At 59.0% G+C, this 25,818-nt stretch carries 20 protein-coding genes; 3 read left to right on the forward strand and 17 right to left on the reverse strand.

What is annotated here, in order from left to right; genetic code table 11:
* Window positions 1-250: 250 nt before the first annotated feature.
* Entirely contained in the window at window positions 251-1,006 is a 756-nt protein-coding gene (gene fdhD / locus VL197_17535; GenBank protein HUJ19793.1) for a formate dehydrogenase accessory sulfurtransferase FdhD, read from the forward strand.
* A 43-nt stretch (window positions 1,007-1,049) separates the two neighbouring features.
* Window positions 1,050-1,931: an OmpA family protein gene (locus VL197_17540; GenBank protein ID HUJ19794.1), complete on the forward strand. Its 882-nt coding sequence runs from the start codon at window positions 1,050-1,052 to the stop codon at window positions 1,929-1,931.
* Between the two features lie 8 nt (window positions 1,932-1,939).
* Here the strand turns inward: VL197_17540 and pheT are convergent, their stop codons facing one another.
* Together pheT and VL197_17550 are read right to left on the reverse strand one after the other, a co-directional pair.
* Window positions 1,940-3,637 (reverse strand): phenylalanine--tRNA ligase subunit beta, encoded by a 1,698-nt coding sequence (gene pheT / locus VL197_17545; GenBank protein HUJ19795.1) that lies wholly within the window; start codon window positions 3,635-3,637, stop codon window positions 1,940-1,942.
* A gap of 73 nt (window positions 3,638-3,710) precedes the next feature.
* Window positions 3,711-5,276 carry a phenylalanine--tRNA ligase subunit alpha gene (locus VL197_17550; GenBank protein HUJ19796.1) on the reverse strand — a complete coding sequence of 522 codons (1,566 nt, stop codon included), beginning with the start codon at window positions 5,274-5,276 and terminating at the stop codon, window positions 3,711-3,713.
* Window positions 5,277-5,363: 87 nt separating this feature from the next.
* Here VL197_17550 and VL197_17555 point away from each other — a divergent pair, with 87 nt between their 5' ends.
* Window positions 5,364-5,783, forward strand: a complete 420-nt coding sequence (locus VL197_17555; GenBank protein ID HUJ19797.1) for a hypothetical protein — start codon at window positions 5,364-5,366, stop codon at window positions 5,781-5,783.
* A gap of 26 nt (window positions 5,784-5,809) precedes the next feature.
* Here VL197_17555 and VL197_17560 read toward each other — a convergent pair whose 3' ends face one another.
* The 15 genes from VL197_17560 to carA form a co-directional block, all read right to left on the reverse strand.
* Window positions 5,810-6,448: an SPOR domain-containing protein gene (locus VL197_17560; protein ID HUJ19798.1), complete on the reverse strand. Its 639-nt coding sequence runs from the start codon at window positions 6,446-6,448 to the stop codon at window positions 5,810-5,812.
* Window positions 6,449-6,529: 81 nt separating this feature from the next.
* Window positions 6,530-7,549 carry a tRNA preQ1(34) S-adenosylmethionine ribosyltransferase-isomerase QueA gene (queA, locus tag VL197_17565; GenBank protein ID HUJ19799.1) on the reverse strand — a complete coding sequence of 340 codons (1,020 nt, stop codon included), beginning with the start codon at window positions 7,547-7,549 and terminating at the stop codon, window positions 6,530-6,532.
* A 139-nt stretch (window positions 7,550-7,688) separates the two neighbouring features.
* Window positions 7,689-8,858: a tetratricopeptide repeat protein gene (locus VL197_17570; GenBank protein ID HUJ19800.1), complete on the reverse strand. Its 1,170-nt coding sequence runs from the start codon at window positions 8,856-8,858 to the stop codon at window positions 7,689-7,691.
* A gap of 70 nt (window positions 8,859-8,928) precedes the next feature.
* On the reverse strand, window positions 8,929-9,327 hold the full coding sequence (locus tag VL197_17575; GenBank protein HUJ19801.1) for a secondary thiamine-phosphate synthase enzyme YjbQ: 399 nt from the start codon (window positions 9,325-9,327) through the stop codon (window positions 8,929-8,931).
* Window positions 9,328-9,396: 69 nt separating this feature from the next.
* Complete coding sequence (locus tag VL197_17580; GenBank protein HUJ19802.1) at window positions 9,397-11,037, reverse strand: Na/Pi cotransporter family protein; 1,641 nt, start codon at window positions 11,035-11,037, stop codon at window positions 9,397-9,399.
* A gap of 20 nt (window positions 11,038-11,057) precedes the next feature.
* Window positions 11,058-13,700, reverse strand: coding sequence for a CBS domain-containing protein (locus VL197_17585; GenBank protein HUJ19803.1), 2,643 nt, complete (start codon window positions 13,698-13,700; stop codon window positions 11,058-11,060).
* A gap of 105 nt (window positions 13,701-13,805) precedes the next feature.
* Window positions 13,806-14,687 (reverse strand): site-specific tyrosine recombinase XerD, encoded by an 882-nt coding sequence (gene xerD, locus VL197_17590; GenBank protein ID HUJ19804.1) that lies wholly within the window; start codon window positions 14,685-14,687, stop codon window positions 13,806-13,808.
* A 193-nt stretch (window positions 14,688-14,880) separates the two neighbouring features.
* Window positions 14,881-16,263 carry a sigma-54 dependent transcriptional regulator gene (locus tag VL197_17595; GenBank protein ID HUJ19805.1) on the reverse strand — a complete coding sequence of 461 codons (1,383 nt, stop codon included), beginning with the start codon at window positions 16,261-16,263 and terminating at the stop codon, window positions 14,881-14,883.
* Between the two features lie 14 nt (window positions 16,264-16,277).
* Window positions 16,278-17,756 (reverse strand): ATP-binding protein, encoded by a 1,479-nt coding sequence (locus VL197_17600; GenBank protein HUJ19806.1) that lies wholly within the window; start codon window positions 17,754-17,756, stop codon window positions 16,278-16,280.
* Window positions 17,753-18,691 (reverse strand): dihydroorotate dehydrogenase, encoded by a 939-nt coding sequence (locus tag VL197_17605; protein ID HUJ19807.1) that lies wholly within the window; start codon window positions 18,689-18,691, stop codon window positions 17,753-17,755. The genes VL197_17600 and VL197_17605 overlap by 4 nt, the downstream gene beginning before the upstream one ends.
* Window positions 18,692-18,805: 114 nt before the next feature.
* Window positions 18,806-19,630, reverse strand: coding sequence for a dihydroorotate dehydrogenase electron transfer subunit (locus VL197_17610; GenBank protein HUJ19808.1), 825 nt, complete (start codon window positions 19,628-19,630; stop codon window positions 18,806-18,808).
* A complete protein-coding gene (greA, locus tag VL197_17615) occupies window positions 19,617-20,099 on the reverse strand; it encodes a transcription elongation factor GreA (protein ID HUJ19809.1) in 483 nt (160 codons plus the stop codon). The genes VL197_17610 and greA overlap by 14 nt, the downstream gene beginning before the upstream one ends.
* Window positions 20,096-23,383 (reverse strand): carbamoyl-phosphate synthase large subunit, encoded by a 3,288-nt coding sequence (gene carB, locus VL197_17620; GenBank protein HUJ19810.1) that lies wholly within the window; start codon window positions 23,381-23,383, stop codon window positions 20,096-20,098. Before carB ends, greA begins: the two co-directional genes overlap by 4 nt.
* Window positions 23,384-23,527: 144 nt before the next feature.
* Entirely contained in the window at window positions 23,528-24,337 is an 810-nt protein-coding gene (locus tag VL197_17625) for a radical SAM protein (GenBank protein ID HUJ19811.1), read from the reverse strand.
* A gap of 216 nt (window positions 24,338-24,553) precedes the next feature.
* Window positions 24,554-25,765 (reverse strand): glutamine-hydrolyzing carbamoyl-phosphate synthase small subunit, encoded by a 1,212-nt coding sequence (carA, locus tag VL197_17630; protein ID HUJ19812.1) that lies wholly within the window; start codon window positions 25,763-25,765, stop codon window positions 24,554-24,556.
* Between the last annotated feature and the right edge of the window lie 53 nt (window positions 25,766-25,818).

Raw genomic sequence — 25,818 nt, forward strand, 5'->3', positions numbered from 1 at the left:
CATGAAATCCAAGGGATTTGTCGGCACCAAGATCAAAGTTTTTCCCTTCATCAATATCGTCCTGGAAGGCGACTTCTCGAACATAAGCGAATACTCGGCGAGGCTGAATGTGAACTTCTAGCTGCTGATCGATGGTCATCCGAGGCCTCCGGGAACATCCCGGGGGCCTTTTTTTGCGCCGCTTTACAATGTTTTTGCGCCATGCTATAGTCTTTTTGTGGAAACCAAGCGTGAAGCTCCCATCTTGAAAGTGTCGGACAGCCATGTCGATGGAGTGATCGACATCGTCGCGTCGGAACTGCCTGTCACCCTCATCGTCAACAACGAACCTCTCGTGACCCTTCTCTGCACGCCTGCCGAATTGGAAGAGCTTGCCGTGGGTTTCCTGCTCTCCGAAGGCATCTTGAGAAAGAAAGAATCGATCAAGAGGCTCGAGGTCATAGAAAAAGAGATGGCCGTGCGTATCGAACTTGCCGATCTCCCGGCCGATTTCGCGAGCCTGTTCGAAAAAAGGACGATCTCCTCGGGCTGCGGCAAAGGGATCACGTTCTCCACCCTTCGGAGCGAAGCGGACCGGAGGATTGAAGTTAAGCAGCACACCCTGTCGCTGCAGAGCATACGAAACCTGCTGCAGAAGTTCCGCACCATCTCGAAACTCTATCTCGAGACCGGCGGCGTGCACAGCGCGGCCCTCTCGGACGGTGCGGAGATCCTGTTCTTCTCGGAGGACATCGGCAGGCACAACGCCGTGGACAAGATCATCGGCCGCGCATTCCTGCAGTCCATCCCGGTCGAGAACAAGATACTCATCACGAGCGGCAGGGTGACGTCGGAGATCATGACCAAAGCCGGCAGGAACCGCTTTCCCGTGCTGATCAGCCGCGCCGCCCCGTCCTGCATGGCCATCAGCTACGCCGAAGACATGGGCATCACCCTCGTCGGCTTTGCCCGCGGCGAACGAATGAACATCTACACCTGGCCGAACAGGATCATGCTGGATGAATAGCGAACAGGAAACAGCCCTGGGGAGGGATCATAGGATGCATGCCATGAAATCCGCGGTTCTCCTTATGCTCGTCATGGCCCTGTGCGGCTGTGTCTGGAAGTCCGATTACCAGGCACGGCTCGCGGACATTGACAATCTGAAAAAGGACGTTTCGACAGGCCAAGGCAAGATCTCAGCGTTACAGGCTGAAAAGGCGGCTTTTGCAACAGAGCTTGCGAAGCAGAAGAAGGACCTTGAAGATCTCACGGTCCGGAACAAGGTCCTCTCCGACGACAACGCCGGTCTGAGCGGGCTTCTCAAGGCAAAACGGGACGAACTGAGCGTGAAGATCGCGTCGCTGCGGGAGCAGATGCTGCAAAAAGAGCTGATATTGAACGCCAGGAATGCCGAGATCCAGGCGCTCAAACAGGAAAAGGAGCGGTCCATCTCCGAGCTGAAAAAGACTTATAACAGCCTGGTCGGGGAAATGAACGAAGAGATCAGGAAGGGGGATATCACGATCACCCAACTCAGGGACAAGCTGTCCGTCAACATGGTGGAGAAGATCCTCTTCGACTCCGGAAGCGCCGAGATCAGGAAAGACGGCAAAAAGGTGATCGACCGCGTTGCGGAGATCCTGCTCAACGTGACCGACAAGCAGATACGGGTCGAGGGATATACCGACAATGTTCCGGTCAGCCCGAGGCTTGCCGTCAAGTTTCCGACCAACTGGGAGCTTTCAACGGCACGTGCGACAACCGTCGCGCGCCATCTCCAGGACAGGGGCATCGATCCCAGGCTCCTGAGCGCCTGCGGTTATTCCGAATACCGGCCTGTTGCGCAGAATGATTCCGACGAGGGACGGGCCAGGAACAGAAGGATCGAGATATCGCTTGTTCCGAAGGACGTGGAGGGAGCAACACAACAGACGAGCGATAAGAAGTAGCGAGACGGTTATCGCACGGATGTCAGCGCGAGGATCGCGTTCAGACTGACCTCGAAGGCCGCGCAGGGCATGGTGATCTGTTTGATCTCGAGCACGTCGGGCCGCACCTCGCCGATCATCCCGATTGCTTCCCCGGCAGCGACCACCTTTCCGCACCGGCCCTGCAGGAACAGCGGATGTTCGGCAGGCTCGAGCTTGTATTCCAATCCCAGATAATAGAGCAGGACGTCAAGGTGAGAATGCATCTCTGAGAAGTTCGCGCCCGGATGGGAGACCACGGCACCCAGACGCAGCTCAGTTCGTGACCCCATGTTTTCCGTGGCGTCGTACAATGCCGCCTCTCCCACCTCAAAGATCCGATGCGGATAGAACGCCTTGGAGCTTGTCGCCTCGACGTTCAAGAGCGACGGGATGATCAGGTTCCTGAGCACCGAGTAGGCCAGGGACATGACATTGGCCACCTCGACCAGCTTTTCTCCCGCTGGCATGGCGTACGCCAGCTCCTCCCGAGAGCAGAGGATGTTGGACATGATCTCCTGAAAACCGGAGCCCACCAGGAATCCCCTCACCCGGTCCGACAGCAGTTCGAGCCCCGAGAGCGACCCGACCGTGGATTGCTGCGGAAGCACCGGCTCAAAGGAATCGTATCCCCTGCTGATCGCGTAATCCTCCACGAGGTCCATGGGATGCATGATATCATCGCGGTACGGCGGCACGACAACGGAAACCCTGCCGCGGCCCGCGTTCACCTCGTGGCCATAGGACCGGAGACGCTTCTTCACGTCCTCCGCCGTCACGTTCTCACCCAGCCCCTTCGCGAAGTAGGACAGCGGCACCGTGAATTTCCCCGACGTATCATAGGGGAACGTTATGCTTCTTCCGAGCTCCGTGGCATAGGGGTAGGTCACGAGGACCGGCTCGATGCCGGCTCCGCGATCATAGAGGCTCGTTGCCAGAATGTTGAGGGTCAGAACGGTCATCCGCATGTCCGTCCCGGTCACTTCGATGAGCACGCTCCTCGTTCTTGATTTCACTTCCCCGATTTCCCTGCTGTTGATGATCGGGGGGAACGACAGCACCCGCCCCATGCCGTCGGTCAGGATCGGATATTTCTTGAAGGGTTTGACGATGTGGCCGTATTCAATGCCCTTGGGATGCCTTTCCAGGATCTGCGCGAGATCGAGCTTCTCCTCCATGCCGAGCGGCGTGAACGAGACCGACGCAGGCTCCGCCAGCCGGTAGTCCACGGGAAACACGATCCGGTTCAGCTCGTAGATGCCGATCGAGACGGTCGTCCGTTTCCTGCCGAAGATCTCGGCAAGCTTGTCCTGGCTCTGGATCATCTGGGCCAGGACATCATCGGTCATGCGCACATCGGAAGCGGTGCAGGCGGCGATATAGGGCCGGACCGCCTTCATCTCCTTCGAGACGCGGATCTCCCGTGTCGCTTTCCTGCCGTGCTCGAAGAAGGGATACTCTTCGGGTTTTCCCGAAAGGGCGATCCGGACCTGACGTGCAATGCCCTCCGCCGACCAGAGATCGGGCCGGTTGCTGTCGGAAAGCTCGACCTTCAGGTCATCGGTCTGGGCGATGTACTCCTTGAGCTCTGCTTTCGCGAGCATGAGCTTTTTCTCGAGCACGGGAAGCGCAAGCTTCCTGCCGATGAGGGTGTCGAGATCGTTCTTCTTAATATCGATTGTTGGCATGGTTAGCGATGCTATCGTCATTCCTGCATAAGACCTCGACAAGCTCAGCCAAGTCGCAGGAATTGAGAGCACCTCATCCTATTTGGATCTTCTTCGTCCTGATGAAATCAAGGTCCTTCGAGAACAGATCGCGGATATCCTGGATCCCGAGGGCCACCATCGCCATGCGGTCCAGACCGAGCCCCCAGGCGATGACTGGCACGTTCACGCCGAGAGGAGCGGTCACCTCAGGCCGGAACATGCCCGCGCCGCCGAGTTCCATCCACCCCAGGTCCGGATGCTTCACATGCAACTCCACGGACGGCTCCGTGAACGGGAAATAGGCGGGCCTGAACTGGAATTCCCCTGCCTTGGCGATCTCCTGGCCAAAGAGCTTCAAGAGGCCCAGGAGCGTCTTAAAGTTGATCTCTTCGCCGAGCACGATGCCCTCAACCTGGTAGAAATCGGGCGCATGCGTGGCGTCGACGGCATCGTAGCGGAAGCACCGGGCGATGGAAAAGTATTTACCCGGGACCTTGGGGCCGGATGCGAGAGTCCGCGCTGACACGGCCGTACCCTGGCTCCGCAGGATGAGCCGCTTTGCCCGCTCGATGTCAAAGGGGTACCGCCAGCCCGTGGATCCCGTCTTGCCTCCGTCCTTGTGGGCCGAGGCGACGCGCCTGGCAAAGGGTTCTTCGATCTTCCTGCACTTCCCCGGCTCTTTCACAAAATACACATCGTGGATGTTCCGGGCGGGATGGAACTGGGGCATGAACAGGGCGTCCATGTCCCAGAACTCGTTCTCCACGAGGGGTCCGCGCATCTCCTCGAACCCCATGCCGATGAACTTGTACTTCACGAAATCCAGGAACTCCCGGTACGGGTGCTTCCGGCCGATGCTCTGGCGGGGCGGATTGAGCGAGATGTTGTAGGCGCGGAACTTCTTGTTCTTCCAGCTGCCCTGCTTCAGCATCTCCGGCGTGAGCATCGAGGCCTCTTCGGTGACCGCCCCCCGCTCCCTGATCAGCCTGACCAGTTCCCAGCCATCAGGCGTGAGAGGGAAGGAGCGGTTCTTCTTCTCAATGATCCTGAAGATGCCCTTCGCTTTGCCCCGCTTGTGAAAGTTTGACTGGATTGCTTCCCGTTCCTGGTCGCTGAATGTCGACAGGCCGGCCTGATCGAACCCCGCAATTTTCTTGATGAGGCCCGTGAGGAATGCATAAGGAGCAAGCTCCGCCCCCGGTGCAAGAACGAGGATGCCGCCCTGCGCTATCTGGATGGCCTTTGACTCCTTGAGCGCGCCCACGGCAGAGCTGACTTCCGTGGGGTCCATCCCCCAGGACTGTATGACATCCTTGACGGTAAACTGCTTTCCTTCCCGCAGCGCATGGATAATGCGCATCTCGGGCGTTCCTTTTTCAAAGTATTCCCTGCCTGTTTCCGTGAGAGAAACGAAGGAATCGATTGATTCATCTTTCACCTCGAGCAGGCCCTTGGCCTGGAGCCACCCGGAGGCCATGTCGATGCGGGACCCGTCGAGGCCGGACGATTTTTGGAGTTCAGAGGACGAAAGGGGTTCGGGGCGGTCCAGGCTGAGGAGCAGCTTATGCTCGAGCGGATGCAGGCTTTCTAGCAGTTTTTGAAGGTCTGATGTCGCCATAAGATGCGGACAAGACTACGTTGAATGACGAAAATTGTCAAGAAAAAACAGATTGACGGGGCTTCTGGCGGTGTGATAAGGTGAGCCATGACAAACGCCAAGATCAAGCCGAGGCTCATCAGCACGCTTCTGTGCGATGACGTGCGCCACGAGGTAGGCGGCAAATTCAGCCTGATGGGTCTGTTCGAGAGCATTTATGCAAACGCTTTCCCGGCGATACATCACCGGTTCGCCATCATGAACGAATGGACCGGCGGTAAAGGCGAATTCCGGGCCCGGATCAGGCTCCTCTCGCCGAACCAGCAGCAGGTCCTGTCAGAGTCGGAATCGACCATGAGCCTGTTCAACGAAACCCAGCGCCACCGCGACATTTCCGTCCGTTTCAATACGCCTTTTGCTTCGCCCGGCACCTACTGGGTCGAGATGCTGATCGACAATGAACGTACGGCCCTCGTTCCCCTTCCCGTCCAGGTGATCTCCGACAAGAATGCCACGAATGTGCATTGAATGCCCACGGACAGCCGCTCTGAGCGCTACTCAAGCGTAATGAACGGTGTAATCCCCTCCTTGGTCTGGACCTCTTTCTGCATCTTCTCCGCGGAAGCCTTGCTTGAGTAGCTTCCGAGCCTAACCCGGAACCACGTTCCCTTGCCCGTTACCTCCGACGCCACAATGAAAGCGGCATATCCGTGCTGCTTCATCTTCTTCACATCCGCTTCCGCCATCTCTTTTTCCTGGTATGACGCCAGCTGGAGCGTATACCGCATCTTCGGGTTCGACTCGCGGATCACGACGTGTTCCTTCTTTGCGGTCGTCTCCCTGTTGGGTGACGTTTCTGTTTTGTCAGGTCTGATCTCGGCGCTGCTCTCTTTTTTTGAAGAGCCGGCCTTTTCCTTCACGCCGGGCGTCTCTCCCTCCTGCTTCGGTTTCAGTTCGATCGATACTGTTTTGTTCCCTTTGTCTGATAATGTTTTGAAAAAAGTGAAGTCCTTCTCCTTCGGCAGGCTCTCGGAAACGACTTCCGGCAGGGGGACCACGATTTCATTCCGGTTCGTCTTGCTCTGGTATTTCCCCACGTAGTATCCGAGAAAGAAAAAACCCGCCATCAGGCAGACGCCGATGGGTATGATGAAAAGCTTGGATATGATGCCGCCTCGCTGGTTGTTGATCATGCTTATCTTCCCTCACCCGGGTCATCCTGGAGCGAATGGATCCAGGGTTTCTTGTTCTCGTTTTTTTTGTGCACACCAAAGTTACAGAATCAGCATCGCATCGCCATAACTATAAAAACGATATTTCTCAGATATTGCGGTTTTGTACGCGGCGAGGACCTGCTCGCGCCCCGCAAATGCCGCCACCAGCATGAGCAGCGTTGATTTGGGAAGATGAAAATTAGTGATCATGCCGCGCGTGACCCTGAACCGGAACCCGGGATAAATGAAGAGTTCAGATTTTCCCGTGCCGGGATGTACCTGTCCGTCGTCTGCAACCGCGCTCTCCATGGTTCGGACGCTCGTCGTCCCGACGGCGATCACTCGTCGTCCTTCGGCGCCGGCCCGGTTCATGGCGGACGCGGCGTCCTCCAAAATAACATACTGCTCCGGATGCATGCGGTGTCCGGTGATCATCTCATTCTTGACGGGCTGGAAGGTGCCCGGCCCGACATGCAGCGTTATCGCTGTTTGCTGGATTCCCTTTGCCTGAAGGTTTTCGAGCAGCCCGGGAGTGAAGTGGAGACCGGCGGTGGGAGCTGCCACTGCGCCCTCGTGCATCGCGTAGACCGTTTGATAGCGCTCTTTGTCCGCGCTCACGGGTTCCCTTTTTATGTAGGGCGGAAGCGGAGTCCTGCCGATCTCGGGAAGAAGCGTCCTGATGTCAGCAATCCCCCTGAACCGGACATCCCTCGTGCCGTCGTTCTTGTCTGCAATGATCTCGGCCTCGACTCCCGGCCGCAGGGTTACCGTCTTTCCTGTGGACAGGCCTCCCCTCACGAGCGCATTCCAGATGTTGACGTCCCGTTCAGCGAGAAGAAATATCTCCGCCTTTCCGCCCCACTTTTTCTGGCCAAGCAGACGGCAGGGAAAGACCTTCGTATTGTTCAAGACGATAAGGTCCCCCGGGATGAGATACCGCCCGATGTCCGAAAAGAGACGATGTTCAATCCGGCCGCTCCTGCGGTCAAATACCATGAGGCGCGAACGGTCGCGCACACCGCAGGGTTCCTGAGCTATGAGCGCTTCCGGGAGGTCGTAATCAAAATCAGCAAGGCTCAGGTATTCTTTTTCAGCGGACATCATGGGGGGATAGTACCACAAGAGGATGGAAATTCCAAATGTGAACCGGACGTGGATCAAGGAACCGGGGGCACGTACGTCATGGGCAGCATCCGCAAGCGGTCAGGGGATATTGAGGTCACTCCAGTGAGCGCTTCCATCCCCGGTCGAATTCCTCGTAGGAGATCATCAGAGCCTTGTCGATCGCCTTTCCCGTATCTGCGCCACTGCCCAGTTGCTCCAGCACCATCTTGACCCGGTACATCCCAAAGGTGTCGACCGCATAGCGGATCGAGGACAGGCTGAACAGATAGGCATAGAACGCCTGATCGTTGTTCAGGCTCATAAAGGAGCCTTCGAGATCGGAAAGCGAGGGCAGTTTTCCCGACTGGGCCATCCTTCTCATTATTTCCCGCTGATGCGCATCGATCTCGCGTCCCTCGAAGTACTGCGCCAGCCCTTCATTGATCCAGGTGGGACAGCGGGGTACGATCGACCGGACCACCGCATGCGTGTATTCGTGGAACAGGAGCTTCCTGAGACCCGGGGTCTCCTTCTCGATCCCTCCGATCGGGATCCGGATCTTGCCGTCAAAGATACCGCCGCTCCATCCCGGTGCGTCCGTCACCTCCTGAAACTGCTGGCTGGAGTAGAGGATCACCTGGATCTCACGATCGGGATAATAAGCGAGCCCTCTGCCGACCTCACCATACGCATCTTCGAGGATACGGAGGACGATCTTTCCCGCTTCTATCTTTTCCCGTCCCTCATACTTGACGAGAAAGTGGCTGGTCACATCGCGGTTGAAGTCCTTTTCGGTCTGATGCTCACGGCGGATACGCTCGAGCCGCGCCCGCACCTCGCTCGATGAAGGGTTCAGCTCAGCGGCACGCTCCCAGTCCTGTGCCGCTTCCTCGAGGTTGTCCTGACGGTAATGCACTTCGCCGAGCCATTGGTAGGTTTCCCACGAGTTCGGCGAGATGCCCGCCGCCCTCGTCAGTTCCCGTTCCGCACCGGTATCGTCCCCGAGATGGAAATATGCCAGGCCAAGGCCGAGATGCGCCGCTGCGTCGTCATCGATGTACTGGAGCGCCTCCCTGAATGCGTCCCGTGCGGCCTGATAATCGCCGGCTTTCATCTGCTGATGACCGTTCTTGACGCACCGGATGTAGGTGTTCTGAGCCGCACTTTCAGGAAATGCCGGTTCAGGAGCAGCGAACAGCACGAATGATGCCGCCAGCAACGCAAGAAATCGATGGGTTCCCGTTCCTTCGCGCGGGGCGTCTGGTGAACCTGTTCTTCTTGCCATTCCGATCATGTACCCCTGTCCTCGCCTCCCGGCAGCCATCCTGCCGTTCTCCATCCGCTTTCCGATATCATCAATCCCTCGTCACCTTTACCATCACCCGGCGGTCCCGCGGCCCGTCGAATTCGCAGAGGAAAACCGCCTGCCACGTACCGAGCGCGAGCCGCCCTTCCTCGACCATGACCGTTTGCGACACTCCGATAATGCTCGCCTTGATGTGTGCGGCAGAATTCCCTTCGCTGTGGCCGTAATGGTCCTCAAAGGGGATCACCTTGTTCAGTTCTTTCAGGATGTCTCGGCCGACGTTCGGGTCGGAATTTTCGTTGATCGTGACCGCGGAGGTCGTATGGGGCACATAGAGATGGCAGACGCCCGAGCGGACCCCGCTCTCTGCCACCAGCCGCTGGATGCCCGGGGTAATGTCGACCAGTTCGGTCCTCGAGTTCGTTTTTACGCGCAGCTGCTTGATCATGAAAATGCCTCCTGACGATAATCGGGATAGTGATAACGGGCCGGAGCGCGAATAGGGTCGTGCTCCCGCTTACAGGGCCTCTATGCCCACGTCCTCCCGGCCCCTGACACGCTTTTCCTCCACGATCGGGTAGATGATGTGAGTGATAAGTGAATTGATCCGCGCCAGGTTGCCGATCAGGTCCAGGTGAATGTGGCTGGTCTCGATGGATTCGCGAAACCCCTTTCGCAGGCGGTCGAGATGCGCCTGGACCAGTTCCCGCTCAAGCGCCCCCAGCTCCTCCTTGGCACGCAGCACGCGGTCCGCGAGATCCCGGTCGTTGCCCGAGAATGCCGTGACGGCAATATCGAAGTTTTCCAGGACCTTTTTGTGGAACGCAATGATCTCGTCGAGCCCTTCCTGCGAGAAGGTGATCCCCTTCTTGATCCTCTTGAGCGCGAGCGGCATGACGTTGCGGTCGACGATGTCCCCGATGCTTTCGAGGTCGCGGCTTATTTCAAGCACGGTCATGGCACGCCGTGTCTGTGATTCCGTCAGGTGACCCGATGACAGCCGCGTGATATAGAGGCGAATGTGACGGTCGAGAAGATCGATCAGGTTGTCCTTGTCCTTGATGGCGCTGATCGTGGAGGGATCGTCCGTCTGGAAGACCGTGACCGAGTCCACGAGCATCTCCCGCACGATATCCGACGCTCGGAGCGCTTCGCGCGTCGCCTGGCCCAGCGCGATCGCCGGCGTTCCCAGAACGTGCTCGTCGAGATAGAGCGGCCCGAACTTCTTCTCTTCGGCCTTCTCGGGGACGAGATGGATGATCAGCTTCGCAAAGAGCCCGGTGAGCGGGAGGAACAGGACCGCGATGATCACGTTGAACAGCGTATGGGCGTTCGCGATCTGGCGCGGAAGGTCGGACGCCGTCGACGCCACGAGGGTCTCGTAGGGGCCGAGGAACGGCAGGAAAAGGATGACGCCGAATACTTTGAACAGGACGTGTGCCCAGGCCACGCGGCGGGCCTCCGCGGGCGACCGCAGGCTGGCGATGAGTGCCGTTGCGCAGGTTCCGATGTTCGCCCCCAGCACGATAGAGATCGCGGCAGGGAGCGGGATGAGGCCGCTTTTTGCGAGCGCCAGGGCGATCCCCATGGTCGCCGCACTGCTGAGAATGAACGCTGTCAGAACGGCCGCAAGGACGATGCCGATGAACGGAGTCTCCGAGAGGACGGCGAACACCTGACGGAACAGCTCGTTCCCCTGAAGCGGCTCCATCGCCTCGATCATGATCTTGAGCGAGAGAAACACGAAACCGAACCCGAGCAGCCCGTCGCCTACGCTGAGGGAAAAGCGTTTTTTCGAAAATAAAACAAGCGCCAGGCCGGCGCCGATGATGAGGATCGCATAGTCGGTGATGTGGAATGCGATGAGCTGCACCGTGAGCGTGGCGCCGATGTCGGCGCCGAGGACCACGGCAAGCGTCTGGCGGAAGGTCATCAGGCCGGCGCTGACGAACCCCACGAGCATGACCGACGTCGCGCTGCTCGACTGGATGAGCCCCGTGAGGAATGCGCCCGCTCCGACGGCGGACAGGCGGTTGCTCGTCAGGGAACGCAGCAGAGAACGGATCTTCGATCCCGCGGCGTTTTGGAGGCCGTCATTCAGGAGCCTGATGCCGTAGAGGAGCAGGAGAACCCCTCCGAAGAGGCTTACGATGATCATGGAAGCACTATGCCCATTTTTTAACGGTTCGTCAAGGGCGACGTGCCCTTTGACCTGGTTTTTATGAAATTGATTTCTTCATCGCGGGTCTTCACGAGTCCGTCGAGCCGTGCATCGAGCAGCTCGGCCAGGAGCCTGCGGTACCGGGGACCGGGAGGGATCCCGATCGCCTTGAGGTCGTCCCCGGTCAGCGTCACCTTTACCTCCCTCAGGCGGGTGAGATAGAGCGAGATGTACTTACGCGCTTCCTCCTGCTTGGCCTTGGCCATCATCAGGAGGAGTGCTTCGATGTCGAGCGGCGACAGGAGATGGTAGAGCGCGCTCGGCCGGAGATCCTGCTCCTTGTAAAACACATAGAGGACGTCCCGGTACTTCTCCCGGGCCTGGCGTACTCGCTCCCGGGTCCTGGCGGGAATCGACAGGCGATCCAGAATCTCGTCGGCAGTCGCGTCTTTGAGCCGGTCCAGGAGACCCAGAAAATAGACGAACCATTTATCCGCCCTCACCCCGTCAAGATACAGCATCCGGAACCAGGTGAACGCCTCGCCGATCTGCCCGAAAAGGCGCTCGGTCTCCGCCGACGCCTTCAGGCCGGGGTGAATGAACTTCAGCAGGTCGAAATCGCTCATTCGCTTGAGCACCCGGGCCGGGTCCGTTTCGGAGAAAAGCAGTTGCAGCTCGCTGGTGATGCGATCGCCGCTCAACCGGTGAAAGAGCTTCAGGTTCACGGCGCTCTTGATCAGGTTCTGCGTATGCTTGCTCAGCCGGAAATCGAAGCGCTGTTCGAAGCGGATCGCGCGGAGCACGCGGGTGGGGTCCTCTACGAACGAGAGGCTGTGCAGCACGCGAATGGTCTTGTCCTTGATGTCGCGCAGGCCGCTGAAAAAATCGATCAGTTCGCCGAAGCGCTTCCGGTTCAGCCGTACCGCAAGGGTATTGATGGTGAAATCGCGCCGGTACAGGTCTTTCTTGATGGATGACAGTTCCACGGTCGGCAGCGCGGCCGGCGAAGCGTAATACTCGAGCCGCGCCGTAGCAATGTCGATCTTGACGCCGTCGGGCAGAACGACCACGGCCGTGCCGAACTTGAGATGGGTCTTCATCCTGCCGCCCATCTTCGCGACCAGCATGCCGGCGAAGGTTATGCCGTCGCCTTCCACGACGATGTCGATGTCCAGGTTGGCGACGTGCAGGAACAGATCGCGCACGATGCCGCCTACGAGATACACGGGAAAGCCGGACGCGTCGGCCACTTCCCCCACGGCCCTCAGCACCCTGCCGACACCGGCCGGCAGCCGCTCCTCGATGAGATGCTTCACGTTCCGGACGGACCGGATATCCGTTTCGTCCGTCTCCCGCGCCCCGGACAGCCGCTCCTCGTGAAGAGAGCGGAGCAGGTCCGTGCGGGTGACGGCGCCGACCAGGCTCCCGCTGTGGTCCATCACGGGAAGAAAGCGCTGGTGCTCTTCGATCATGATGCGCTCGACCTGGCCCACCAGCATTTCCGGTGAAGCGACCGGACCGCCCGTAGTCATGAACTCTCCGACTTTCTGCCTCCCCAGGCCGTGGATAAGCGCCTTCTGGACGATCTCCCGCGTGATGATCCCCTGGTACTGTCCCTCCTGCAGCACGGGAAGGACATTGACGCTGAACCTGGTCATTGCTCCCCCGGCCTCCTCCAGGGTGCTCTCTGCCGGGATCGTCTTGACCGGCGCGGTCATGATCTCCCTGACCATGGGGCCCGGCTGGATGTGATGCTTCAGGATGTCGATCAGACGCTCCCGCGCCTGCAGGTAGGTCATCTCCCGGGCGACGGCCGATGCGGCCGTGGCGTGTCCTCCTCCGCCCAGTTCCGACAGCGCCAGGCCGACGTTCACCTTCCCGATGCGCGACCGGCCGATCAGGTGTGTCTTATCGCCCATCTGGACGACGAGGAACAGGACATCGAGGCTTTCGCGGTCCCGGATCTTGTGGGCGAGGTTGGCAAGGTCCGGTACGTAGGTCGAAGTCGCCATGGCGGCAATCACCACGTGGACCCCGTTGATGTCATAGCTCGTGGCTGCACCCATGAGGTCCCTGAGGAGGGATAACTGCTCGCGGGGCAATTCGCGGCTGACGAAATCAGCAACGATATTGAGCTGGGCTCCGAGGGAAATGAGGAGGCCCGCAGCCCGGGCGTCGCGCTCGGTCGTCGACGCATAGGTCAGGGAGCCCGTTTCCTCGTAAATGCCGAGCGCAAAAATTGTCGCTTCCAGCGGCTCGATCGGGAGGTTCTTCGCCTGGAGCAGTTCGACCATGATGGTAGTCGTCGCTCCGACGGCCTCAATAACCTCCACCTCGCCGCGCAGGTCCCCTTCCGCCGCCGGATGATGATCATAGATATGGATGCTGATGCCAGGCCGCTTCAAGGCATCGGACAGCTTGCCCAGGCGGGCCGGGTTCCGGTTATCCACGACGATGAGCCTTGAGACCTGCCCGACATCCACGTTCCGGAGACGCTCCACTTCCATGGCATAGAACGCAGACTCCAGGAAAAAATCCCTCATGCTCTTCTCCTGCGAGCCGGGAAACACGAGCTTGGCCTCGGGATAAAGCTTCCTCGCGGCGACCATCGACGCCAGGGCGTCGAAATCCGCGTTAGTATGGCTGGTGATCACTTCCATAAGTATTGCAGGCCGCAGAAGCCGGACGTTCAGACGACGGGCAAGGCCGTATGCGTATGGCTATCTTTTGTCTGTTGTCCGCATCTGTTTCCTGTCCTCTGTCCTTTACCCTCTCGGATGATATTTTTCGTGAATCTTCCTGAGCCGGTCCCGGGAGACATGGGTATAGATCTGCGTCGTTGAAATATCGGAGTGCCCCAGCATGGCCTGAACCGCGCGGAGATCGGCGCCATTGTCCAGCAGGTGCGTGGCAAACGAATGGCGGAGCGTATGGGGAGAGATGCTCGTGCGGATCCCCGCTTTCACGGCATAGAGCTTGATCCTCTCCCAGAACATCTGCCGGGTTATACCCCGGCGCCTCAGGCTGACGAACAACTCGCCTGCTTCCGAGCCCTTGAGCAGTGAGGCTCTGGCCCGGTCGAGGTATTCCCTGATCCAGCCGGCCGCGTGCTCACCCAGGGGCACTGCGCGCTCTTTCGATCCCTTGCCCATGACGATCAGAAAGCCGCGCTCCAGATTGATGTCCCCCCGTTTCAGCCCGACGAGTTCGCTCACGCGCAGGCCCGTTGCGTACAGAAGCTCCATCATCGCCTTGTCCCGGAGGCCGAGGGGAGTGTTCGGGTCGGGCTGGTTCAGAAGCGATTCCACATCGGCCATCGAGAGCGACCCGGGGAGGCGTTTCCAGCCCCGCGGCGTTTCCAGGTTGATCGTCGGGTCGGTCGCAGCCAGCCCGTCTATCAGCAGATACTTGTGAAAGCCCCTGATCGCGGCAAGATTCCTTGCCGATGATGCCGGGGATATTCCCAGCGAGGACAGCGCAGCCAGATGCGAGAGGATGTCCGACTGCCGGATTTCGTCCGGCGGCTTGTCCTTCAGCCTGCCCAGATATCGCGTCAGGTCGTTCCGATAGGACTGGATGGTATTCCGGGAAAGGCCTTTTTCAACGGAAAGATAGGCCAGAAATTTTTTCAGGATTGCGGGATCCATAGGGTTTGCGGCGCTGCTCTGCTTCGATTGTATGTGAATACGAGCGGAATTGCAAGGGATGGACGAACAGGGACAGGCGCAATGGTTCCCGGCCGGAGGAGACACCCCGCAATGGATTCCCCGGGCACCTGTTGTTCAGTGTTTTTTCAACTATGGTAATGCAATAAGGCGGATAAACTCTATTCTTGAATGGCTACATCACCCCGAAACGCTTCATCCTTCTCCGGAAGGCATCCCGCGGCATCCTGAGCAAATTGGCTGCCTTGGTCTGATTGCCTCCGGACATTTCGAGCGCTTTCCTGACGAGTGCATTTTCCACGTCTTCAAGGGAAAGTCCGGACTCGGGAATAACGAAACCATCGAGCGAAACCGGCATGCTGGGCTGAGTATTGTTCAGGAAGGGAGACCGCTCCAGAACCTCCTGCGACAAATTCTCGGGCTCGATCTCCCCGTCGATGTCCAGGATCATTGCCCGCTCGATCACATTTTTCAGCTCCCGGACGTTTCCCGGCCAGGGATAGTTCATCATGATCTGCTCCGCCTCCGGGGAAATCCTCGCGATGTTCTTATGGCATTCGCGGTTGAAATGCTCGAGAAAGTGGTTTGCCAGCAGTTGGATATCTTTTCCGCGGTCCCGCAGCGGCGGCAGATAGATCGGGACAACCTGGAGGCGGTAATACAGGTCCTTCCGGAACCGGCCCTCGTTCATCGCCCTCGCAAGCTCCTGATTCGTTGCCGAGATGAGCCTCACATCCACCTTGATGTCCTTCACGCCGCCTACGCGCTTGAAGGTCTTTTCCTCGAGCATGCGGAGCAGCTTGGCCTGCATGCTCATGTGCATGTCGCCGATCTCATCCAGGAACACCGTACCGCCGTCTGCCAGTTCGAACAGCCCCTTCTTGGCCGTTTTTGCGTCGGTGAACGCGCCTTTTTCATGTCCCATCAACTCGGTTTCGAGCAGGGTGACCGGGAGGGCGGCGCAATTGATAGCCATGAACGGCTTGTCGCTTCGCGCGCTGCCGTAGTGAATCGCCTTGGCAACCAGCTCTTTTCCCGTGCCGCTTTCGCCCTGGATCAGTACCGTCGTCGCATCGCTCTTGGCGATCTTCAGGATCAGGCTCTTCACCTTGACCATCTCTTCGCTGTCCCCGATGAGCGTATCCACCTGCGCCAGCTGTTCCTTGCGCAGCTGTTTCACCTGGCTCCTGAGCGAGCCCGCTTCGAGCGCCTTCCTGATGACGAAGGTGATCTCATCAAGGTTGAAGGGCTTGCTGATATAGTCGTATGCCCCGAACTTCATGGCCTTGACCGCCGTTTCCACCATTCCGTAGGCGGTGATCATGATCACCATGAGCCCCCGATCCTGCACGTGCAGCTTCTCGAGGAGCTCAAGGCCGGTCATTTCCGGAAGCCTGTTATCGAGGAGGACCAGGTCGGGCGGATCATCGGCGATGATCTGCATGCCCTTTTCGGCCGAATCCACAGTCGCCACCTCATAGCCCTCTTTCACCAGATGCTGTTCGAGCGTCCACCGGATCAGTTTTTCGTCGTCTATGACCAGTATCTTCTGCGCCATCGTGCTCGCTCCTCTTATGACTTGATGCCGGGAGGATAGGGAAAACGTATCAGGAAATTCGCTCCCTTTCCCGGAGCGCTGGTGACGGCTATTTCGCCGTTGTGCTGCTCGATGATGCGCTGGGTAATGGAGAGCCCGAGGCCCGTTCCCTGCTGCCGTGTGGTAAAGAAGGGATTGAAGATCCTGCTCAGGTTTTCCATGGATATGCCTTTGCCTGAGTCGCTGAAAGACAGTTCTACAACGCCCGGCGTCTCTCCCGAGGGCTTGGTTGAACGGGTTTCCACAGTGAATTTCCCGCCCTCCGGCATAGCTTGGATCGCGTTCATTGCAATGTTGATCATCGCCTGCTGGACAAGATCGGGGTCGAGGGTGAGCCAGGGCAGTCCGGCGGCAAGCCTCCGTTCCGAGGTGATGGAATACTTGGCGAACTGCGGTGCGAGGAAGTCGAGGAGTTTACCGATAAGCTCATTGATATCCACAAGGGTCATCTTCGGCTCCGGAGGCCTGGCGAAGGAGAGCAGGTTCCGGACCGCCTTGTCCATCCGTTCCACCTGGGAGAGCACTTCATCGAGAACCGGACGCTTTGGGTCGGCGGCCAGCATGTCCTTTTTCAGGACCTGGATCACGCCTGCGATGCCCGCCAGGGGATTCTTGATCTCGTGGGCGATTCCCGCCGCCATCTCGCCGATGGAAGCGAGACGGTCGGCCCGCTTCATCTGTTCGTAATGGTACCGTTCAACGCGCCGGCGTGCACGTTCGAGCTTTGCCAGGAGCGAATTGAAGGCTTCGCCCAGCCTGCCGATATCGTCGGTGCTCCTCACATCCACCCGGGCTTCAAGGCCGCTTTCCGCCCGCTCCATCGTCGCGATCAGTTCCTGGATCGGGTCTGTCACGAAGCGGGTCAGGAACAGCGACAGGGAGATGGCGAGCACGGCGGTGACCCCAAGGGCCCAGAGGAACATGGTCTTGCTCAATTCACCGACCTTCTGCTGGGTCTGTTCCATCGAGACGTCAACAGCAAGGATCCCGTTGAGCTTGACCTTTGAACCATGACAGTGAAAACAGCGCTCGTCGTTCACGATGGGGAAGAGGACCGAGAAGATACCCTCATCCCGCCTCTTGATGGGCTTCTTGAACAGGTCGGCCAGGAACCATTTCTGTGTCGCGGCTTCAACCTTCCTGCCGATCATCCACCGTTTCGACGATTTGAGGATCACGCCGTTGGGGCTGAATATCTTCACCTCACGGATGTTGTGATACCCGCCGACGGCTTCCAGGATGTGCTGCACCTCTTTGCTCTTGCCCTCGAGCATGGCATTTGCCAGGCTGCGCTCAATGGTGTTGGATATGACCAGGACATTGTCTTCGAGAGCGTCTTCCATGTGGGCCTGCTGGTACTGGATATTGATCCACGTGCCGAGGCCGATGGTCACCGCGAGAATGGCCGAAACCCAGATGATGATCTTGCTTCTGAGGCTCGATACGATCCTCACCCGACATTCACCTTTCCGATGATATCCTTCACGTGGGAGACCCCCTGTTCGTGGAGGATCATCGCCATGCCTTCGATGACATCGAGCGTTGCCCGCGGGTTAACGAAGTTCGCCGTTCCCACCGCGACCGCTTTTGCGCCTGCGAGCATGAACTCAAGCGCGTCCTCGCCCGTGATGATGCCCCCCATTCCGATGATCGGAAGCGTCACCGACCGCGCCGTCTGCCATACCATCCGGACCGCGACCGGCCTGATGGCCGGGCCCGAGAGCCCCCCGGTGCAGTTCGCGAGCCGGGGCCTTCTGCAGCGCACGTCGATCGCCATGCCCAAAAGCGTATTGATGAGCGAAAGCCCGTCACACCCCGCGTCCTGAGCAGCCTTTGCAAAGGTTGTCACGTCCGTCACGTTGGGCGACAGCTTTGCGATGAGCGGCAGCTTCGTTGCCCTGCGGATGGCGAAAAGCAGTTCCGACGTGGCCCGGAGGTCCGTTCCGAACGCCATCCCCCCGGCCTTGACATTCGGGCAGGAGATATTGACCTCGATGCCCGAGACCCCCGGGGCTTCGTCGAGGCGCTCTGCGACGGCGACGTACTCCTCGGGGCTGGAGCCGAATATATTGACAATGACAGCCGTGTCGAATTTCCTGAGATAGGGCAGCTTCTCCGCCAGGAAAACGTCCACCCCCGGGTTCTCGAGACCGATGGCGTTCAGCATCCCGGCAGGCGTCTCCCATATCCGCGGAGGAGGGTTCCCCTTGATGGGCTTCAGAGATATGCCCTTGACGACCACGCCGCCGAGCAGATTCAGATCGACGAAGTCCGAGAACTCCTCGCCGTAGCCGAACGTTCCCGAGGCCGTGAGCACGGGGTTCTTGAGCCTGATCCCGGCGAAGTCGACGGAGAGATCTATGGGGGGGGTCAACGCTATTTTTTTCATGACAGCGATTCTTGATACTAAAGAGGCGGATTGATCTATGACTTTCCCTGGTTGAGACCATGGCCCTTTTGTGTCAACAACCAGGATGCGCTCTCGTACGTCGACGGGGTTACCCTATTTACGGTGCGGGACCGGCAGCACAATGCGTTCGCTCCAATCGATCTCTTTCGCATCGAACACAGGACCTTCCTTGCAGGCCCGTTTATAGCCGCCGGACTTCTGCGGGATCGAGCATCCCATGCAGGCGCCCAGGCCGCAGGCCATACGCTCCTCCATGGACACATAACAGGGGATCGCATGTTCGGCTGCGATCCTGCTGACGGAGGCCAGCATCGCGTGGGGTCCGCAGGCATAGATCACGAGGGGGGACTTTTTTTCCGTCCGGGACAGGAAGGTCTCCAGGATGTGCGTTGACATTCCCTTCGCTCCCGCGCTTCCGTCCTCGGTGGCAACGTGCACCCGTTCCGTGACCTCCCGGAAACTCTTCATGATGGCGGCCGGGGGAAGACATTCGCGGTTTTTCGAACCGATGAAAAAGTGCGAACGGGAGCGTGTACGTTGTGCAAGAAAGTGAAGAGGAGGAAAACCGCTTCCGCCGCCGAGCAGGACCGGCACCGTGCCCCTGCCCGGCATCGGGAAGCCGTTCCCGAGAGGGCCCAGCATGCCGAGGGTGAAGCCGTCTTCGACGGCCGCGAGAAAACCGGTGCCCCGTCCAACTACGCGGTACACGATTTCGAGTCTTGATTTCGAGAGAACGGAGGAAATACCGAAAGGCCGGCCAAGGAGCGGGTCCCAGTTACCCGTGACCCTCAACATCACGAACTGGCCGGGCACCGCGACCGCCGCCGCATCCGGCGCTTTCAGAACAAGCCGGTAAAAACCTCTTCCTGCGGGACGGTTCGAAACGACCTGGGCCTGGTGAAGCCTATTCGAAGGCAATCTGGATCTCCTGTATCTCGAACTCCACGGTCTTGGCCGGTGTCTTGATCGTGACCACATCGCCTACCTTATGCCCGATGAGCGCCTTGCCAACGGGGGACTGAATCGAAATCTTCCCTTGTTTCAGGTCCGCCTCCTCCTGGCCGACGAGGGTGTACTTTTTCAGATCGCCCGATTCCGTGTCCGACAGCGTTACCGTCGATCCGAATACGACCTTTTCATTGGTAAGCTTGGACACATCGATGATCTGCGCATGGGAGAGTTTATGCTCGAGCTCGCGCTTCTTTGCGTCGAGGTGCCCCTGCCGCTCCTTGGCCGCATGAAATTCGGCATTTTCAGACAGATCGCCGTGCGCCCGGGCTTCCTCGATGTCCCTGATGTTCTTTGGCCGCTCGACCTTGATGATGCGGTCGAGCTCCTGCTTGAGCTTGTCGTAGCCTCCTTTGGTCATGGGGATCTTCTGGGTCATTTTGTATGATACTCCTGGATGGACTTCACCTGCAAGGATCTCGTTTTGATGGCCGAAATGCCGCGCACCGCAGCCTTTGCCGCTGAAATCGTCGTAAAATAGGGCACGCCCTTGACGAGCGTCGTGCGCCGGATGGAGTAGGAGTCCTTCTGGGACTGCGCGCCGGAAACCGTGTTGATCACGAAATCGATCTGCATGTCCGTGATCTGGTCCACGATATGGGGCCTTCCCTCGGTGACCTTGTTCACTGTCTCCACGGTGATGCCGCGGTCTCTCAGATAGGAGGCCGTGCCTCTTGTCGCCACGATCGAGAATCCCGCATCCTGCAGGCCCTGTGCGACCTCGAGGAGCCCGGCCTTATCCTTGTCCTTCACGCTCAGGAACACGCGGCCCTCCACGGGCATGGGGTTCCCGGCGGCCATCTGGGATTTTGCGAATGACATGCCGAAGTCCGAGTCGATCCCCATGACCTCGCCGGTAGACTTCATCTCGGGCCCGAGCAGCGTGTCCACGCCGGGGAACTTGGCAAAGGGGAAAACGGCTTCCTTGACCGCTATGTGGTGAATAACGACTTCCTTCGTGAAGCCGAGCTCCGCAAGCGTTTTGCCCGCCATGACGCGGGCTGCCAGCTTGGCCAGCGGCACGCCGATGGCCTTGCTTACGAACGGCACCGTCCGCGAGGCACGGGGGTTCACTTCGAGGACGTAGATGCGGCCTTCCTTCACCGCGAACTGGATATTCATGAGCCCGATGACGCCCAGTTCCATCGCCAGGACCCGCGTCTGCCGGTCGATTTCCTCAACGATGTGTTTGGGCAGTGAAAACGGCGGGAGTGAACACGCGGAATCCCCGGAGTGAACACCGGCTTCCTCGATATGCTCCATGATGCCGGCAACGACGACGGCCTTGCCGTCGCTGATGGCGTCCACATCGATCTCGACGGCGTCTTCCAGATATTTGTCCACCAGAACCGGACGCTCCGGGGACGCCTTCACCGCCCGGCTCATGTAATTTCTTACGCTCTCCTCGTCATACACGATCTCCATCGCCCTCCCGCCGAGGACGTAGGAAGGCCGGACCATGACGGGGTAGCCGATCCTGTTTGCGACCTCCACCGCCTCTTCGCAGGATATGGAGGTCCCGCTCTCCGCCTGCAGGAGACCGAGCTTATCGAGCAGTTCCTTGAACCGTTTCCGGTCCTCGGCGCGGTCGATGCTGTCGGGGGTAGTGCCGAGGATGCGAACCCCCTCCTTTTCCAGCGGCACCGCAAGCTTCAGGGGCGTCTGCCCGCCGAACTGCACGATGACGCCGACCGGCCGTTCCCGCTGTATAATATGTAAAACATCTTCGAGTGTCAAGGGTTCAAAATAGAGCCGGTCCGACGTGTCATAGTCCGTGCTGACCGTCTCGGGATTGCAGTTCACCATGATCGTTTCGAAATCGTCTTCTTTCAGCGCAAACGCCGCGTGCACGCAGCAGTAGTCGAACTCGATGCCCTGCCCGATACGGTTGGGGCCGCCTCCGAGAATGATGATCTTCTTCCGGTCTGTCGGGTTCGCCTCGCACTCGGCCTTTCCCTCGACCCCGGTCCCCGGCCCCTGAAGCCTGAAGAAGGGTTTTTCGTACGTCGAGTACAGATAGGGCGTATGAGCCTCGAATTCGGCGGCACAGGTATCCACGGTCTTGAATACGGGCGTGATGCCGAGCTCACGCCGCGCTTTTCGTACGGCGTCCTCGGTTGTCGTGAACAGTTTTGCGAGCCTGCGGTCCGAAAATCCATACTCCTTAGCAAGCCTGAGGGGATGGTCGAGCGACGGCGTCCGGTCATGCAGGATGGCCGCCGCCTTTTCGCGCAGTTCCTTTTCCATGTCCACGATCTGCTTGATCTGCTGCAGGAACCACGGGTCGATCTTCGAAAGGACGAACACCTCGTCCACGCTCATGCCCGTCCGGAAGCCGTCGGCGATGTACCAGATGCGCTCCCAGTTAGGAACGCTGATCTTCTGCCGGATATCGTCGCTGCTGTGGTCTCCGTCGCCGTCCCGGTCACGGCGCGACTCGAAACCGTACCGGTCGATCTCGAGCGACCGGAGCGCCTTCTGCAGGGACTCCCTGAAGGTCCGTCCGATGGACATGGCCTCCCCGACGGACTTCATCTGCGTGGTAAGCGTGGCGTCGGCCTGGGGGAATTTCTCGAAGGCGAATCGCGGGAACTTTACGACCACATAGTCGATCGTGGGTTCGAAGGACGCCGGCGTCGCCCGGGTGATGTCATTCGTGATCTCATCGAGCGTGTATCCCACGGCCAGCTTTGCCGCAAACTTTGCGATGGGGAACCCCGTCGCCTTTGACGCGAGCGCCGAACTGCGGGACACACGGGGGTTCATCTCGATCACGATCATCCTGCCGTTCTGCGGGTCGACGGCGAACTGGATGTTCGAGCCGCCGGTGTCCACGCCGATCTCGCGGATGATCTTGAGCGACGCGTCGCGCATGATCTGGTATTCCTTGTCCGTGAGCGTCTGGGCCGGCGCCACGGTGATGCTGTCGCCGGTATGGACGCCCATGGGGTCGAGGTTCTCTATGGAGCAGACGATGACCACGTTGTCCCGGGTATCGCGCATCACTTCGAGTTCGTACTCCTTCCATCCGACGACGGATTCCTCGATGAGCACCTGATGGACAGGGCTCGCCTCCAGTCCCCGGGTGATCAGTTCCGTGAATTCCTCGCGGTTGTAGGCAATGCCGCCTCCGGTCCCGCCGAGGGTGAAGGCCGGCCGCAGGATGGCCGGAAATCCGACCATGTCGAGGATCTCGTAGGCCTGATCCAGTGACGTGGAAAAGCCGCTCTTCGGAACATCGAGGCCGATGCTCTCCATGGCCTTCTTGAACAGCTCGCGGTCCTCCGCTTTCTTGATAGCCGGCAGTCTGGCGCCGATCAATTCGACGTTGAACTTCTCGAGGACTCCCATCTCGGCAAGAGCTACGGAGGTGTTCAGCGCCGTCTGGCCGCCCATGGTCGGCAGCAGCGCGTCCGGACGTTCGCGCTCGATGATCTTCTCAACGACGGCGGGCGTGATCGGCTCGATGTAGGTCCGGTGCGCCATCTCGGGGTCGGTCATGATCGTCGCCGGATTGGAATTCACCAGCACGATCTCGTAGCCTTCCTCCTTCAGCGCCTTGCAGGCCTGAACGCCCGAGTAATCGAATTCGCAGGCCTGGCCTATCACGATCGGCCCCGCGCCGATGATCAGGATCTTTTTGATGTCGGTTCTCTTCGGCATGAAATCCTTCCTTAACAGAGACGACCTGAAGTCGAACAGTTGATTGTTGCGGAGGGCATGGAGTTCATTGCTCAATGGTCCATGCATACAACGGGTCTTTCCCTATTTCTCCCCGGTCACCGTGTCCCCCTGTAGATCTTATTCTTACTCGAACTCCTGCACCCACCCGTTCTCGAGCCCATACTTGTCCATGATCTGCCGCGCCTCCTCATATTCCCCGGCCGTGATCCTGCGAGACAGCTCCTTGATCTGGGTTGCCTTGTACGCCGGGAAGTACTGGGACATGAGGCTGATGTGGACATCCTTCGAAATCTCTTCGGCCAGGAACTTCATCACGCTCTCGGTGCCGGAGAGACCGCCCGGCAGGACGAGGTGGCGGATGATGAGCCCTCGCTTTGCCAGGCCGGTTTCATCGACGACCAGGTTGCCCACTTGCCGGTACATCTCCCGGACGGCAGCCCGGTTGACTTCCGGATACTGGGACGCCGCAGAATAGCGCCGTGCAACAGCCTCATCGGAATACCGCATGTCCGGCAGATAGATATCCACGATGCCATCAAGGAGCTTGAGCGATTCAACCGAATCGTAGCCGCTCGTGTTGTACACGATGGGCAGGTCGAACCCTCGCTCCCGTGCTATGCCGAGCGCCTTCAGGATCTGCGGCATGAAATGGGTCGGCGTCACCAGATTCAGGTTGTGGCACCCCTGCTCCTGCAGCCAGGTCATCTGGCAGGAGATCTCGCCCGGCGTACGCTCCGTGCCGGTCCCGAGCTGGCTGATAGGATAGTTCTGGCAATAAACGCACCGCAGATTGCAGTTGGCGAAAAAAATGGTCCCCGAACCCTTCGCTCCCGAAAGAGGCGGTTCCTCGCCGAGATGGGGGCTCGCGCTCGAAACAACTGCCTTCAGGCCGGAACGGCAGAAGCCGAGTTTGTCGTCCTTCAGACGGTTCACCCCGCATTCCCGGGGGCAGACACGGCAGGATTCGAGGAGATTGTAGGCAGCCTCGATGCGAATTTGTAATTCTGTTTGTGAAACTGAAACCATAATACCCGTTGAAACCACAGGTTAACACAGATGAACACCGGTAAAACAATCAGGATTTGATTTGCCGCAAATAAGCACACCCTTGTTGCCAAAACGCGGGCATAAAGAGATCACAATATGTTTTTAAATCAGCTCCTGCGCCTCTCGTGCCTTCTTGCGGCTGTCACTTCCCGCTGTTATCCGTGTCAATCCTTGTTCATCCGTTGTTGAACTTTTCTCTTTGCACTTCTCCATCATGTCCGTGAACCGCTGGAACAGGTACCTGCTGTCGTGCGGGCCCGGTGATGCTTCGGGATGATATTGGACCGAAAAGGCCGGAAGAGTCTTGTGCCGGAAACCCTCGCAGGTATTATCATTCAGGTTCACGTGCGTCATCACGACCTCGTCCTTCACGGTCTCCATGTCAACGGCGAACCCGTGGTTCTCCGCGGCAATCTCCACCTTGCGCGTCGTCAGGTCCATGATCGGCTGGTTCGCGCCATGATGCCCGAACTTGAGCTTGTAGGTCCTGCCGCCGAGGGCAAGGCCCAGCAGCTGCTGGCCCAGGCAGATGCCGAAGACCGGCTTCTTTCCCAGGATCTTCCTGATGTTCTCGATGGCATAAGTAACCGGTTCCGGATCGCCCGGCCCGTTCGACAGGAATACGCCGTCGGGCTTCAGGGCGAGCACCTCTTCGGCCGGCATCGTTGCCGGGACCACGGTCACGTCGCAGCCGGCGCTCGTCAGGAGCCGCAGGATGTTCCGCTTGATCCCGTAATCATAGGCCACGACCCGGTACCGCGATGCAGGCTTCCCGGCATAACCCCGCGCCAGGTCCCAGTCCCCCTGGTCCCAGGGGTACGGCTCCTTGCACGTCACGTCCTTGGCGAGATCGAGGCCGCTCATCTTCGGAAGTTTCTTTGCTTTCGCGACAAGACTTTCCGGGTTCAGGTCCTTTGAGGAGATGACTCCCGGCTGGGCCCCCTGATCCCGAAGGTGGCGGGTCAGCGCCCGCGTGTCGATCCCGTGGATGCCGACAATACGATTCTCGGCGAGATACTCATGGAGGGATTTTTTCGACCGCCAGTTGCTGGCGGACTCGCAGTATTCCTTGACGATGAAGCCTTCGACATAGGGCCGGCCCGACTCCACGTCCTCGGGGTTCACGCCATAGTTGCCGATCTGCGTATAGGTCATGGTGACGATCTGCCCCTTGTACGACGGATCCGTCAGGATCTCCTGGTACCCGGTCATGCTCGTGTTGAACACGATCTCACCGCTCGTCTCTCCCTCCGCTCCGAAGGAGTATCCTTCGAACACCAGGCCGTCGGCCAATGCAAGGATCGCTTTTTTCATACCCTGGTTTCCTTCCCCCTTTTCACGCTATGAAGCCGCACTCCGGGCTCAGC

The sequence above is a fragment of the Nitrospirota bacterium genome, assembly GCA_035516965.1.
Taxonomy (GTDB): Bacteria; Nitrospirota; UBA9217; order UBA9217; family UBA9217; genus MHEA01.

Coding starts and splice junctions, on each gene's coding strand:
- VL197_17605 (HUJ19807.1), bottom strand. CDS start 18,691: ATGAAAAAAATAGCGTTGACCCCCCCCATAGATCTCTCCGTCGACTTC.
- VL197_17540 (HUJ19794.1), top strand. CDS start 1,050: ATGAAATCCGCGGTTCTCCTTATGCTCGTCATGGCCCTGTGCGGCTGT.
- carB (HUJ19810.1), bottom strand. CDS start 23,383: ATGCCGAAGAGAACCGACATCAAAAAGATCCTGATCATCGGCGCGGGG.
- greA (HUJ19809.1), bottom strand. CDS start 20,099: ATGACCCAGAAGATCCCCATGACCAAAGGAGGCTACGACAAGCTCAAG.
- VL197_17555 (HUJ19797.1), top strand. CDS start 5,364: ATGACAAACGCCAAGATCAAGCCGAGGCTCATCAGCACGCTTCTGTGC.
- VL197_17595 (HUJ19805.1), bottom strand. CDS start 16,263: ATGGCGCAGAAGATACTGGTCATAGACGACGAAAAACTGATCCGGTGG.
- VL197_17585 (HUJ19803.1), bottom strand. CDS start 13,700: ATGGAAGTGATCACCAGCCATACTAACGCGGATTTCGACGCCCTGGCG.
- carA (HUJ19812.1), bottom strand. CDS start 25,765: ATGAAAAAAGCGATCCTTGCATTGGCCGACGGCCTGGTGTTCGAAGGA.
- VL197_17560 (HUJ19798.1), bottom strand. CDS start 6,448: ATGATCAACAACCAGCGAGGCGGCATCATATCCAAGCTTTTCATCATA.
- VL197_17570 (HUJ19800.1), bottom strand. CDS start 8,858: ATGGCAAGAAGAACAGGTTCACCAGACGCCCCGCGCGAAGGAACGGGA.
- VL197_17575 (HUJ19801.1), bottom strand. CDS start 9,327: ATGATCAAGCAGCTGCGCGTAAAAACGAACTCGAGGACCGAACTGGTC.
- VL197_17580 (HUJ19802.1), bottom strand. CDS start 11,037: ATGATCATCGTAAGCCTCTTCGGAGGGGTTCTCCTGCTCCTCTACGGC.
- VL197_17550 (HUJ19796.1), bottom strand. CDS start 5,276: ATGGCGACATCAGACCTTCAAAAACTGCTAGAAAGCCTGCATCCGCTC.
- pheT (HUJ19795.1), bottom strand. CDS start 3,637: ATGCCAACAATCGATATTAAGAAGAACGATCTCGACACCCTCATCGGC.
- xerD (HUJ19804.1), bottom strand. CDS start 14,687: ATGGATCCCGCAATCCTGAAAAAATTTCTGGCCTATCTTTCCGTTGAA.